Source organism: Ruminiclostridium sufflavum DSM 19573 (assembly GCF_003208175.1).
Classification (GTDB): Bacteria; Bacillota; Clostridia; order Acetivibrionales; family DSM-1351; genus Ruminiclostridium; species Ruminiclostridium sufflavum.
Window position 1 is genome coordinate 76,665 of the sequence record NZ_QKMR01000018.1, and the last position, 13,320, is coordinate 89,984.

Annotated in this window: 9 protein-coding genes, 5 tRNA genes and 1 rRNA gene; 14 read left to right on the forward strand and 1 reads right to left on the reverse strand. The window is 39.1% G+C overall.

What is annotated here, in order from left to right; genetic code table 11:
• Nucleotides 1–175: 175 nt before the first annotated feature.
• The 10 genes from LY28_RS14395 to LY28_RS14440 all read left to right on the forward strand — a co-directional run bounded on the left by LY28_RS14395 (nt 176) and on the right by LY28_RS14440 (nt 8,190).
• A tRNA-Lys gene (locus LY28_RS14395) sits at nt 176–251 on the forward strand.
• A gap of 149 nt (nt 252–400) precedes the next feature.
• Nucleotides 401–475: transfer RNA gene (locus LY28_RS14400), tRNA-Glu, on the forward strand.
• Between the two features lie 14 nt (nt 476–489).
• Nucleotides 490–566: transfer RNA gene (locus LY28_RS14405), tRNA-Asp, on the forward strand.
• Nucleotides 567–914: 348 nt separating this feature from the next.
• A tRNA-Thr gene (locus LY28_RS14410) sits at nt 915–990 on the forward strand.
• A gap of 540 nt (nt 991–1,530) precedes the next feature.
• Nucleotides 1,531–2,994, forward strand: a complete 1,464-nt coding sequence (locus LY28_RS14415) for an FMN-binding protein (protein WP_110462894.1) — start codon at nt 1,531–1,533, stop codon at nt 2,992–2,994.
• A 43-nt stretch (nt 2,995–3,037) separates the two neighbouring features.
• Nucleotides 3,038–4,072: an FAD:protein FMN transferase gene (locus LY28_RS14420; protein ID WP_165835578.1), complete on the forward strand. Its 1,035-nt coding sequence runs from the start codon at nt 3,038–3,040 to the stop codon at nt 4,070–4,072.
• Nucleotides 4,069–4,440 (forward strand): NusG domain II-containing protein, encoded by a 372-nt coding sequence (locus tag LY28_RS14425; protein WP_110462896.1) that lies wholly within the window; start codon nt 4,069–4,071, stop codon nt 4,438–4,440. Before LY28_RS14420 ends, LY28_RS14425 begins: the two co-directional genes overlap by 4 nt.
• A 54-nt stretch (nt 4,441–4,494) precedes the next feature.
• The gene (locus LY28_RS14430; RefSeq protein ID WP_110462897.1) at nt 4,495–5,040 is read left to right on the forward strand and encodes a Gx transporter family protein; all 546 of its coding nucleotides are present in this window, start codon (nt 4,495–4,497) and stop codon (nt 5,038–5,040) included.
• A gap of 49 nt (nt 5,041–5,089) precedes the next feature.
• On the forward strand, nt 5,090–7,753 hold the full coding sequence (locus tag LY28_RS14435; protein WP_110462898.1) for an FMN-binding protein: 2,664 nt from the start codon (nt 5,090–5,092) through the stop codon (nt 7,751–7,753).
• A 352-nt stretch (nt 7,754–8,105) separates the two neighbouring features.
• Nucleotides 8,106–8,190 (forward strand) — tRNA-Tyr (locus LY28_RS14440).
• Between the two features lie 125 nt (nt 8,191–8,315).
• On the opposite strand, the gene LY28_RS14445 is transcribed toward LY28_RS14440, so the two are convergent.
• On the reverse strand, nt 8,316–10,310 hold the full coding sequence (locus tag LY28_RS14445) for a phospholipid carrier-dependent glycosyltransferase (RefSeq protein WP_242981305.1): 1,995 nt from the start codon (nt 10,308–10,310) through the stop codon (nt 8,316–8,318).
• Nucleotides 10,311–10,782: 472 nt separating this feature from the next.
• Between LY28_RS14445 and LY28_RS14450 the strand changes: the two genes are divergently transcribed.
• The 4 genes from LY28_RS14450 to LY28_RS14465 all read left to right on the forward strand — a co-directional run.
• Nucleotides 10,783–11,337: a uracil-DNA glycosylase gene (locus tag LY28_RS14450; protein ID WP_110462899.1), complete on the forward strand. Its 555-nt coding sequence runs from the start codon at nt 10,783–10,785 to the stop codon at nt 11,335–11,337.
• A gap of 51 nt (nt 11,338–11,388) precedes the next feature.
• Nucleotides 11,389–11,988 (forward strand): uracil-DNA glycosylase, encoded by a 600-nt coding sequence (locus LY28_RS14455; protein WP_110462900.1) that lies wholly within the window; start codon nt 11,389–11,391, stop codon nt 11,986–11,988.
• Between the two features lie 46 nt (nt 11,989–12,034).
• Nucleotides 12,035–12,643, forward strand: coding sequence for a class I SAM-dependent methyltransferase (locus LY28_RS14460; RefSeq protein WP_110462901.1), 609 nt, complete (start codon nt 12,035–12,037; stop codon nt 12,641–12,643).
• Between the two features lie 584 nt (nt 12,644–13,227).
• Nucleotides 13,228–13,320: ribosomal RNA gene (locus LY28_RS14465) — 16S ribosomal RNA — on the forward strand; the annotation flags it as partial.

Below are 13,320 nucleotides of genomic sequence, written 5' to 3' on the forward strand. Positions count from 1 at the left end.
ATCCTGAGGGAGCTTCCTTATGGATTTTACAGTTTTATTTGACGTACTCTCAGATTGAATTTCTATTGGTGTCATATAATCAGTTTTTTGAAAAATACCAAAAAAAGTGTTGACAAATAAGAGAATATTAAGTATTATTTATACTTGTGGTCGCAAACGCCACGCCGCAAATTATGACCCATTAGCTCAGTTGGCAGAGCACTTGACTTTTAATCAAGGTGTCCGCAGTTCGAATCTGCGATGGGTCACCAAGTTTCTTTTCAGTTATTTAGTTGAGCTGTCCTTAATGAAAAAATTGATTAAATGATAGCTTGAAATAAAAAAAGATACTTGACAAATTATATAGTCCTAAGTACAATGTATTTTGTCAGTCAGCGGAAGTCAGACGATGTTTTAATAAGGCCCATTGGTCAAGCGGTTAAGACACCGCCCTTTCACGGCGATAACAGGGGTTCGATTCCCCTATGGGTCACCATTGATTTTTTAAATGGCCCGGTAGTTCAGTTGGTTAGAATGCCAGCCTGTCACGCTGGAGGTCGACGGTTCGAGCCCGTTCCGGGTCGCCATTTGAAATTTATCTGCTGATATAAGTCAGCACAAGAGTCCTTTAGTATTAAGCTGAAGGGCTTTTGTTATTTATTATAAAGGAAGATAAAAGTTTAAGGTAATGGCCGTAAGGCATTTATATTTATATATGTAGCAGCAGGTTTGAAGATGTAGAGGTTTACCGGAATAATACCGGTATTCAACCAGGCTTGCTGTTTAAAGTTCTTGATAAAAAGCAGAAAGGGTTATTTCTTGTCTATGGACAAATAAAAGTATTGACATATACATAAATATCGTGTTATTATATGTAAGCAGTTGAGTAAAACATTTGCTTAGATGGTTAGATGTAGTAAATTAGCATGTTTTATGCTGGTGTAGCTCAGCAGGTAGAGCAGCTGACTTGTAATCAGCAGGTCGGGGGTTCAATTCCGTCCGCCAGCTCCAAAGCAAAAGGTATTGAGATAATAACTCAGTACCTTTTTTGTGTTTTAGGAAGTATATAAGAATTACACAAAGAGTCTGCCTTCTTGAGGCTTATATAATGAAAGTTTTTGCCGAATTATTTTTTTATGCCGGTTTCGAACGCAGATTGTATCTGGGTATATTTGCTTTATAAATAAAATAATTGTAAATTATAAAAAAGATGATATTTTACTATTGACTATAAAATGGAAAAGTGATATCTTATAACAGTTAGTTTAAACTAACTGCAAAATACTTTTATCTGTAATTTCCTTTGATAGGGTTTTCACATTGGAAAGTCAGATAACTACCGCTTCCTCAGGAAGCGTTTTTTAAGCAATTAAGTTAGTTTAAACTAACTTGATTATAAGCAGTATACAGCCGGATTTTCAACATAGAAGGCTGACAGGTCAATTACGGTTAAAGCCTCAAACCCAAACTATCGTCCGACATCGTTGGCTTTTAGCCGATAGTAATTGACTTTTGGTAATAATTTATAAATCTGCAAGGGGGAGGACTTATATGCTATTTATTATTGCATTGTGTCTTGCATCGGCTGTTGTTTTTGCAGGACGAAATTTTATAAAAAAACATTCTGTATTGTGTTATATCTCGGCAGCTGTTATTTCTGCCGCTGTTTTTGCCGGAATGGTATCGGGGACCGTATCGGCTTTGCCTGGCTGGGTAAACACATGGGTTTTGACGCTCTTTTCGCGGGGGACATTTGCAACTGCGTTATTCGTAATTGTAATGTATACGGGAGCTCTTCCGAATAATTCAAAGCTAATACGGGTATTGATGCCTGTCAGGGCAGAGCTTTCCATCCTGGCAAGTATTTTGACCTTGACTCATAATGCAGCTTACGGGGTTACTTATTTTAAGATGATGTTTATTAACTCCTCAATGCTAAAGACAACACAATTTACAGCCGGGGTTATAACAATTATTCTTCTTTGCCTGATGATACCTCTGACGGTGACATCCTTCAAATTAATCCGCAGGCATATGAACGGAAAGACATGGAAGAAGCTTCAAAAGAGTGCATATTTGTTTTATGCTCTGATTTATTTGCATGTGATGTTTTTATCGGTTCCGGGGGCAATAAACGGAAATATAAGCTATAGAATTTCAGTTGTCGTATACAGCGTTGTCTTTCTTTTATATGCCGCTATGAGAGTAGAAAAGGCATGGAAAAAAAGAAGAATGCCCGCGGCTTATTCTGTGGTTCCGTACACAACGGCATTGGTTTCATTTGCACTGGTTTGCATTTTTACGTTAAATGTTCCCGGAGCAGTTGCAGGAAGTGTAAGGCAAGAGGAGGATACCGCATTGGCTGTATCAGAATCCGCGCCGTCTGAAGCAAGAGATATTATGGATACATATGAAAATGAAGACGGTAAAAACAATGAAAAAACCCCGCTCAGTTCTGATAATGCAGAGTCTCCCGAAGAGGAGGATAGCAAGGAGCTTGATAAGGAAGAGAACGGTAAGGAAGTACCCTTGACGGAATCAGATTCCGGTGTCAAAAATACAGGAATAAAACAAGATTCCAGAGGAAGTGCTGCCAGTCCGGTGCAGGCTGGTGCTGACAAGGCTCAAAGCAAAACCGGAAAAGCTGTGAAAAATGGTGAGGATGGGGAAACAAGGCCACCGGAAGCAAAAAAACCGGAAGAGAAGCCTTCGGTTTCTGAGGCTGCACCTCCTCCCGCAGTGAAATACAAATATAAAAATGGAAGTTTCAGCGGCAGCGGTGAGGGATATGTGGGACTGATATCAGTAAATATTAAAATCCAGAATGACATTATTAAAGATATTGCAGTGACAAAGAATTCTGAGGATGAGCCTTATTTTTCAGCTGCAAAGGAGCTGATAGGAGATATACTGTCAAAGCAGAGTACCTCTGTAGATACTGTGAGCGGAGCAACCTTCAGTTCAAAGGGAATAATATCGGCAGTTGAGGATGCGCTTAAAAATGCAAAGCAGTAATTATTTTAGTGAGGTGCGGCATAAGAGGTATGCGGAGGTTAGCGTGAAAAAATTTTTAATTATCTGGTTGCTTATTATAACACTGCTAAGCGGCTGCAGCACACAAGCTTCATATTCAGGTGTGCATGAAGAGCCGGTCAGTGAAACCGTCTTTGCTATGGATACGGTGATGCAGCTGACTGCATACGGTGCGGAGGCTGTTGTTATGGATGAAGCAAAAAAACGGATTTTAGAGCTGGAGGGGCTGCTATCCACAACAAATACTGACAGTGAGGTTTATGGCATTAATCAAAAAAAGTCCGGCAGGGTTTCGCCGGATACGGCTTCTCTGATTCAAGCCGGAATAAAATACGGTGATATTACCAACGGGCTTTTAGATGTAACGGTCTATCCTTTAGTCAGGGAGTGGGGCTTCACCACGAACAATTACAGGGTGCCGGATAAGGATTCTATTTCAAGGCTTTTAAAGAACATCGACTACAAAAAAATAAGGTTTAATAAGGCTGAGGCTTCTGTATCCCTTCCTGACGGTATGATGATGGATTTCGGCAGTTTGGCAAAGGGATATGCAGGAGATGCCGTACTTAAAATTTTTTCTGATGCGGGTATAAAATCAGCAATGGTAAATCTGGGCGGAAATGTACAGACTCTTGGAAAAAAGCCGGATGGCTCCTGCTGGCGTGTAGGAATAAAAAACCCTGAGGGTGAAAATTATATAGGCACGGTTTTGATAGACGGCAGGACAGTAATAACCTCAGGGGGCTATGAGCGTTATTTTAAGGATGATAACGGCAAGGTTTACTGGCATATCTTTGACCCTGTAACGGGATACCCGGCAAAAGCAGGTCTTATATCAGTATCTGTTGTGACTGATACGGGAATATACGGAGAGGCTCTTTCTACCTCCTTATTTATAATGGGTATCAAGGAAGCATCTGAATTCTGGCGGAAGCACAGGGACTTTGAGGCTGTATTTATTTCTGAAAAGGGCAGTGTGTATGTAACAGAAGGGCTGCGGGATAATTTCAGCTTTTCTGAGGACTATTCAGGACATACTCTTACGGTAATAGAACAATGAAAAGAACAAAGCTATGGAGCCTGATATTTTTTATGATACTGTTTGGCTCTGCTATTGCATTGCTAAAGCCGGTAAAAAGTAGCGGAACTACAGCAAAAATTTACCGTGACGGAGTATGCGTATATTCCGTTGAGCTCAGCGGTGTAAAAGCTCCTTATACACTCAGATTCAAAGGAGAGAACGGCTATAACACTGTTTTGGTGGAGAATGGCCGCATATGCGTATGCGAGGCAGACTGCCCGGATAAAATATGTGTTCATCAGGGCTGGATTTCAGAGTCGGGAGCGCCTGTTGTCTGTCTACCCAACAAACTTGTCATCAAAATAGAAAAGGGTGCTGCGCAGGATATTGACGGGGTATCCCAATAAAACAGCTGTGAAAGAACTAAATTTTTGTGCCGTAAACTCGGCGTGGGAGTTAATATGAGAACAAAAAGGCTTACAAAAATGTCATTATTAACGGCAATTGCGCTTACAATCTTTATTTTTGAAGCACAAATCCCGGTAATCATTCCTGTACCGGGTGTAAAAATGGGCCTTGCCAATATTATTAATATATATGCCGTATTCGTATTGGGACCGGCAGATGCATTATGTATTTTATTATGCCGTATTTTTTTGGGCAGTGCATTTTCAGGACAGATAATGGTGCTTTTGTACAGCTTGGGCGGAGGTCTGCTGTGTTATCTTGCCATGCTTTTAATGAGAAGATTTTTAACACTGAAGGAAATATGGGTGGCAGGTATCGTGGGGGCTATAGTTCATAATACCGGGCAGATATTGGTAGCGGCGGTTGTAATGAAAACTGTGTCAATATTTTATTATCTTCCGGTGCTTCTGATTTCGGGAATATTTGCAGGATTGCTGACAGGTTTAAGTGCCCAGTTTTTAATTAATCATATGAGCCTCATAGGAAAGATAGACAGCAATGGGGGTGATAAACGGAAAATATTCAAATTAAAAGATTAGTTTATGAGTACTGAGTCTTTATTTAAAAATTAAAAGGAGGAATTAACAGATGAAAATAAAATATATGGCCGGTCTTTTGGCTTTAGCGGTATTACTTACAAGCGGCTTGCCAAAAGCGCAGGCACACAGCTCCAATAAAATATCAGATGTCAGCGGACACTGGGCGCAGGATGTCATGCTGGAGTGGCAGGAGGAGGGCTTGATTTTTGAGGACAGCAACGGAAAGCTGAATCCGGATAACAAGGTAACCAGAGCAGAGTACATAACGTTTATAAACAGAATGCTTAAGCTTGAAGATACTTCAAAAGCTGTTGAAAAGTACAGGGACCTGGAGCTAGGTGCATGGTATTACAAGGAATTCGCAAAAGCACTGTCAGCAGGATATATCAGCGGTTCGGGAGCTGTAATGTCACCGAAGGCATTGATCTCGAAGCAGGAGGCTGTTGTAATGCTTTCAAAAGCAATTGGTATTTCTTCAGATACCGCTGATATGACAATTCTCAATCAGGCGAAGGATGCGGACAAGGTTGCAGGCTGGGCTAAAAATGCGGTTGCCGCGGCAATAAACGGCGGATATGTGACAGGGAACGACGGGAAGCTGGAGCCTCTTGATATAATGACCCGTGCAGCTGCGGTTACTATGCTTAACAGATATTATGCAAATACAAGAACATTATGCTTTTCGGGGAGCTATAGCCTCGGAAATGTTGAAACAGTAGAAATAGCCGGTTCGGGAATAACCCTGTCCGATACAGATGTAAACGGCAATCTGGTAATTGAAGCAGCGGTTGGAAACGGAACAGTTAACCTTGACGGCGTAACTGTAAAAAAGCTTCTCAAACAGAAAAGCCTTGATACAAAAGTGACTCTTACAAACGGCAGCTCTGCTTCAGAAATCATAAAGCCGGACCGCTGGGCCGACGGTAGTTACAGCGGAAAAGCCTACGGGTTTAAAAGCGATATTCAGGTTGAGGTAAGCGTAAAGGACGGAAAGCTGGCAAATATCAATGTAAAGGAACATGGAGACGATAAGCCGTATTTTAATGCGGCAAAGTGTGTTTCAGACAGGATGCAGTCTGAAAATTCCACAGATGTTGATACAGTCAGCGGCGCAACCTTTTCAAGCCGAGGCATCATAAATGCTGTAAAGAACGCACTTGAAACGGCAGTGACAGAAAAGGGCTATAAAATAGCCGAGGCAATGAACGGCGAATATAAGGACGGAACATATACGGGAGTTGCACGCGGGCTTTATGCCGGTGTACATGTATCGGCGGTTATAAAGGATAACAGGCTTGTTGACCTGACTTTGGGTGAACATAAGGAAGACAGGCCGTATGTGGATCAGGCGGCGGAGGGTGTTATAAAGGCTATTCTTGAAAAACAGTCCACAGAGGTGGATACGGTAAGCAGTGCCACCTATTCGAGCAAGGGTATTATAGAGGCAACAGACTATGCTCTCAATCTTGCTTCAAAAAATCCTGCGGCTGAGCCGGAGGAAAACAGAGAAGCCTATTCACTTATTGCAAGCTACGGAGGGGAAGGAACAGCTGATGGTGACAGCTGGTTTTATGATGCGGAGGAAGTAACTGACGGCTATGTGGCGGCAGGTGTTACAATTATAAACGGGATATCAAATGCTATTGTAGCTAAATATGATACAGAAGGAAAGCTTATATGGAAAGAGCTGATGCCGGATTACAGGTTCGGTAATATAATTACTACCTCAAAGGGCCTGTTCCTGACTGGATATAATGATGCTAAAACTGTTTCTAAAGACGGAAAGCAGGAAAGTGACAGAAATGCCGCGGCAATGATGATTTCTCAGGACGGCAAAATTATATGGCAGAAAAGCTATGGTGAGGGAAGCGTAACAGCAAAGGGCAAGGCCAGCAACGATGCATTCAACCAGTATTGGATGTGGGCAGGAAATGCAGTTGAAACCGGTGACGGAACAATTGTGGCAGGAGGAATGTCAGATGCCTCTGAAGGTGTATTCGGAGCCTCTCTTGAAAATCATAACGGAGTTCTGGCATCAATAGATGCTGCAACAGGAGAACTCGTGGCTGTCAAAGTTTTCGGAAGCAATGAGCATGATATGGTCGTCAGCCTTGCGGAAACAAGTGACGGAGATTTAATTGTGGCAGGTGCATCTGCAGGCAAGGATTTTTCCTTCATGAATGGCGGTTGGAGTAAAAATGACTGGGATGCAAAGGTTTATATTATGAAGGTCAGCAGAGATCTTAAAAACGTGAAGTGGACAAAGCTTTACAAGACAGAATGGGAGTCATACCAGTTAAGTGTTGTGGTTGATGCTTCCGATAATATATATACTGCATACAGCTACCGTGAAAAAACACAGGGAGTGAGCATGGTTAAGCTTAATTCCTCCGGTGAGGAGTTATGGCTGAAGGATTACAAATATGATGGAGACAGCTATGTGAGCGCATTGGCAATGGGAGCCGACGGGAATCCATTGCTTACTGTGGAAAGATATACGGGAGAACATGAAAATCAGGTTAAATTCGGTTTGCTGAGTGCCATAAATGAAAAAGACGGATCGGTTGCTTGGGATTTTAAATTCACAACAAATAATGGAGCCTTGCTGTTCAACATTATTCCTTCCTCGGACGGAAGTATTCTTGCGGCAGGTATTGAACAGGATGTCATGGGATATTATCTGGGTGATATAATTAAATATACTCATAAATAATTAAATGCAAGAAAGTCAAATAGGGCTGAACCCCTTCTACCATTGCATATAAGCATATGGGAGAAGGGGTTCAGCCGCTTGCTTTTTCCTGGAGGCTCTCAGGGGTTGAATTATTATTTTTGTACTGCCGGAGGCAATTGATTATTTGAGGATGCATCCGGCTTATGAGGGGGTTATATAAGCCGTTATACAAATTAGAAATTTCTTTGATAAAAGTGTTGACAAGGCAATATAGTCTGTAGTATTATAGTCTACGTGCCAAGCAAGTATACAGACGGTTTGGAGCTGTAAAACCATGAAAGTGACTTGTAGTAAGCATGTCGGAGGCTTCGGTTTTCTGACAATTATACATGGAAGGGTTCCCGAGTGGCCAAAGGGGGCAGACTGTAAATCTGTTGCGTCTCGCTTCGATGGTTCGAATCCATCTCCTTCCACCAGAGAAAAGCCTTGTGCATTCGCGATTACGCTGTGCGCAGGGTTTTTATTTTGTATTAATAAAAAATGCGGCGAAATATGAATGAGATAAAGCTCAATGCACTCCAGCCGCATTAATAATTCGGGCTTAGTATCTGAAGCTCCATCCCGGAAACCATTGAAGAATGCTGGCATACCATCTCGGAACTATCATACCGGATAAAATGGGATAGAAAATTATAAATAAAAGAGCAGTCAAAAGCAAATATGCATATATAATTCTTCTTGCTTTTTTTCCGCCATACTCTGAGAAAATTTTCATAAGATAGACCATGACAATCATTATAAAAGGTATAACTGAAAAATAGTGGTAAATGAAGGTCATCCTGCGTACAACCATCCAGGGGATATACTGGTACAGTGCACCGAATATAGGTACTATCATATATTTGTCTTTTCTTTTTATTGCAAATATTATTCCTGCAATAAGAGCAGGAATGCTGAGCCACCATATAAGGGGATTGCCCATGCATATTATGCTGGAGGTAAGCTTTTCTGCCGCCATTGCCTTAGAACCGAAATACCATATTGGCTTTACCATGATAGGCCATGCCCACCACGGAGAAGAATAGGAATGTTTTATGTTCAATTCATTATGAAAGGTGTACATGTGAACCTGATTATTGAAGAATTCTTTAACACCATTTCCGGGAACCTGCATTACTGAGGCATAGGAAGCAAAGTAAATAATGCTTGGTATGACAAGAAAAAACAATACACATGCTAATGCCGTACGGAAAAAATATTTGCTCCAGAAGCTGCCGAATAAATCTGTACAAAGTCCTGATTTTCTATAGGCTGTATAACAGGCTATGTCATCAAGCTTTGCAATAATAAATATAAGAAATATACCAACTGCAGCATACATTGCAATCCACTTTGTGGCAATACCTATTCCAAAGGTAAGGCCGCATAGGAATAAAGGTAAAACGGATTTTTTAAAGCCCATTTTATAGGATCTCTTCACAAAATAGTCATAAATATAGTAATACATAAGAATTACAAAGAAGGTAACATATACATCAATGGTTGAAATCCTTGTCTGTACAAAATGCATAAAATCAAACATCATTAAAAAAGCAGTGCAGAAAGCATAAAATCTGTTTTTAAAAATTTTAAGGCCGAAAAGATACATTAGGGGAATCATCGCAATTCCGAAAAGTGTTCCGACAATTCTCCACCCAAAAGGATTGACACCGAAAATAAGCATTCCTGCCATTACGAAATACTTGCCCAGAGGAGGATGAGTCCTTTCAAAAGGATTGATTTTATAAATAAAATCAAGAGCTGTCCGTGGGTAGAATACTTCATCAAAATATGTGCTTGTATCGGATTTAGTATAAAAATCAGCTTTTTCCTGTTCGTCGGCTAGGTTTGAAATACTGTAGGCTTTGCCGTCAGGGCTTTGAATAGGTTCAGCGCCTGAATTTTCGTTTGAAGAGGTTATACTTTTAATATTCAAGGGAATATCGGAAGCCTTCTCAAAAACTGCAATTTCGTTAATTGCAGCCCCCGGGCCATTAGGGACTATTTTGATTTTAGAGGCTGTAAATTCTTTAGCAGTTGCTTTCCAGGAATAAAAACCCGTTTTATCAATTGTTTCCAAATCCACATATATATTATCAGCATTTAAATATTTAATCTGAAACTTTGTTCCGTCATATTTTTCTTCATTATAACCTTGATAGAGCATTAATTTTGAAACTTGGGTATTTTTGCCCAAATCGATGATTACACCGTCATCCTTTCCCGATGGTGCCCAGCCTGTTTCAGGGACATTTAATCCTCCGAGGTTATAAATAGCAGGTATCGCATAGAAAATAGCCATTGCCAGCATAATAATGAAATCTTTTTTTGAAAGCTTGAATAATGGCTTTGACTCTTTTTCAGTATCAAGCAAGCCGTAATCGGTGATTATAACGTTATCCTTTTTTATATTTCTGATTCTGATAAATCCCCATGCAAAAATTACAATTAGTGATATTAATGTAACCCCAAACATCATAGTAGCAAATCCGGGTATTTTAATGCCGGATATAAAATTTCTGATAGAATTAAAATTATTAACGAAAAAGTCTTCCAAGGTATTTCCTCCTAAAAAAGATATCAAAAAGTTTAAGCTAATTATAATATAGTGTGAATTACTTTACAAATAATAGTACAAAACAATCTGTTTTTTATAAAGGAGTTTTGTTAAGGCATTTATAAATTGTAAAAAGAAACTGGTGTGTTATAATTATGAAAAGCTAATTTTGAATACAGTTTGGGTTTGAATTTGTTTTAACTTTAGGAGGCTTCAGCCTCAAACCCAAACTATCAGATGATTATATCGTTTATTTAGCCGATAGCAATTGACTTCATAAATATGGTTTTGAGTATTTTTGTTGCTCAAATTGCAAAATAAGCAGATACTAGAAATATAAGATGGCAAAAATATTAGGAATTATAGCCTGAATGATTGTGAAGGTATTGAAAATAATATATGCCTCTGAGGCAGAGGCTCTCCACAGGACGCCTTGCTATAATTTTTGCCGATATTCGGTGTGGAGGTTATGATGTTAACATGGGAACAACTTAATCTGGCGTGTGGGAGCTGCCAGTTATGCGAGCTTGGAAAGCTGAGAAACAATATTGTTATAGGCAAAGGAAATAAAAATGCACCCGTAATGTTTATAGGAGAGGGACCGGGAGAGAAAGAGGATTTGAAGGGTGAACCCTTTGTGGGGGCAGCAGGCCAGCTGCTGGATGTTCTTCTGGATGCGTTAATGTTCAGGTCTGAGGAGTATTATATTGCGAATATAGTCAAATGCAGACCTCCCAACAATAGAGTACCAAGTGACAAAGAAGCCGAAAGGTGTTTGCCTTATTTGAGGAATCAAGTTGCATTGATAAGACCGCGTATAATAGTATGTCTTGGAAGTACGGCAGCAAAATATGTAATCTCAAAAGACATCAAAATAACTCAGATGCGAGGGAAATGGCATGAACAGAAAGGCTGCTGGATTATGCCGACTTTTCATCCTGCAGCACTATTAAGGGATTCGACTAAAAAGGTACCGCTTTTCAGTGATATAAAAGCGGTAAAAGCAAAGCTGTCTGAAATACTTTAGATAAAGGGCCTGTTTTATTTTTCCGTTATATAATTTGTGTGGAGGAATTAAATGCTTAAGGATATAAGAAATGAGCTTGATGCTTTATACGGTAGATATGAAACAGAATATAAGAATGAGGAAATAGTTCTTGGGGATGGCTGTATAGAAAGCCCCTTCGTTATTATTGGAGAAGCACCGGGCAAGGAGGAGGTAAGACTCAGAAAGCCTTTTGTAGGAGCTGCCGGTAAAAATCTGGATGAGTTTATTAATGTGCTTGGTATAAAGAGAGAAAATCTATTTATTACGAATACAATAAAATACAGATTGGGAAAGGTGAATCCCAAGACGCAAAGAATAGTAAACAGACCTGCTACGGTTCAGGACATCAGGAATAATCAAAGGTGGCTTCATGACGAAATAAGCCTGCTTAAACCTCAAATAATAGTTACGCTTGGAAATGTGCCTCTTAAGGCAGTTACAGGCAATTTTAAGGCTTCAATAGGAGATATGCATGGAATACTTCATTCCTGCAATATAGCGGGAAATATTTTTAAGGTATTTCCTTTATATCATCCGGCAAGTATTATTTATAACAGGGCATTAAAAGAGACATATTATCAGGATGTAGTGAATTTAAAGAATGAAATTAATAACATAGTAATAATTTAAATACAGTTGTGTATAAATTATTACTTGGCTTAAATGGAGTAGGAAAATGAAGAAAATAGAGATAATTAAAGATTATTATATGCAGAATAATCAAAAGAACAAGCCGGATTATTTTCTGCTTGGTTGGGAGAGCGAAGATGCTCAGCGGCAGCGCTTTGAAGTTTTAGTCAATAATTTGGATTTACATGGAAAGAAAATTCTTGACATAGGCTGCGGTACAGGTAATTTTCTGCAGTATCTGGAGCAAGGATTTTCGGATTTCAGTTACACAGGAGTGGATATCCTTGAGCATATGATTACAAAAGCGAAAGCTAAAAAATTGAAAGGTACATTTCTTTGTACGGATATATTTAAAGAAAATCCGTTCAGCCATAACGAATTTGATGTGATTTTTGCATCAGGAACCTTCAATATAAATTTAGGAAATAATAAAAAGTTTCTAGTGGATGCTCTCAGATTGTTCAGCTATATTTCTAAGGAAATTATATCTTTTAATCTTTTGGATGAGAAATCTCCAAACAGAGAAAATAACTATTTTTATTCCTCACCGGAAGAAATATGTGATTTAATTAATAACAATTTTCCGGATTTTTTCAAAATAAAGGTTATAGAAGGATATCTACAGAATGATTTTACTGTGGTATGTTATAAATAAGATATGTAATACATCCATCTATAATGATAATTGAAAAAAAATAAAATAAAAGCTACTTTTATGTTGACATATATATATAGCGTATGCTATTATAACTAAGCTGTCACTGAATCAAGCAAAACAGTACCTTATGTAGTAAATTTTGACAAACAAAAATCTACAAAAAGTATTGACAGTTAAGTGTCAGCGTGGTAACATGTAAAAGTCGCTCGGTATTGCCGAGTGATTGCTCAAATAAGTAAAAGCTGATGGTACAGAAAAAGAGTAAATATCAAAGGTAGGTTTACATACGTAAATAACCGGAAATGAAATTTTTATTGTGTAGCATAAAGCTGATATTAATTTGAATTGGACTTTGAAAAGTAAACAGTGACAAGTCTTTCAAATGAAAGACCATGTAAAGGAACTCGAAAAATTCCAAAATCTATAAAGTAGACTAAAATCCACGAGTAGATTTTAAAAATTGAGTAACTTGCGAACTTTACAACCTGGTTTTTGGAAACAAGAACTAGAAATAAAAGTCAGCAATTTTAATGAGCTAATAAACATGATAACTTTTGTTATCGTGTCAAATTTTCAAATATTAATTTGAGAGTTTGATCCTGGCTCAGGACGAACGCTGGCGGCGTGCCTAACACATGCAAGTCGAGCGGTCTCATGTTTAACACTGAATATTC

Excerpts from the sequence above, each read along its gene's own strand:
- LY28_RS14460 (WP_110462901.1), top strand. The coding sequence starts at position 12,035 with ATGAAGAAAATAGAGATAATTAAAGATTATTATATGCAGAATAATCAA.
- LY28_RS14450 (WP_110462899.1), top strand. The coding sequence starts at position 10,783 with ATGTTAACATGGGAACAACTTAATCTGGCGTGTGGGAGCTGCCAGTTA.
- LY28_RS14425 (WP_110462896.1), top strand. The coding sequence starts at position 4,069 with ATGAAAAGAACAAAGCTATGGAGCCTGATATTTTTTATGATACTGTTT.
- LY28_RS14455 (WP_110462900.1), top strand. The coding sequence starts at position 11,389 with ATGCTTAAGGATATAAGAAATGAGCTTGATGCTTTATACGGTAGATAT.
- LY28_RS14415 (WP_110462894.1), top strand. The coding sequence starts at position 1,531 with ATGCTATTTATTATTGCATTGTGTCTTGCATCGGCTGTTGTTTTTGCA.
- LY28_RS14435 (WP_110462898.1), top strand. The coding sequence starts at position 5,090 with ATGAAAATAAAATATATGGCCGGTCTTTTGGCTTTAGCGGTATTACTT.
- LY28_RS14430 (WP_110462897.1), top strand. The coding sequence starts at position 4,495 with ATGAGAACAAAAAGGCTTACAAAAATGTCATTATTAACGGCAATTGCG.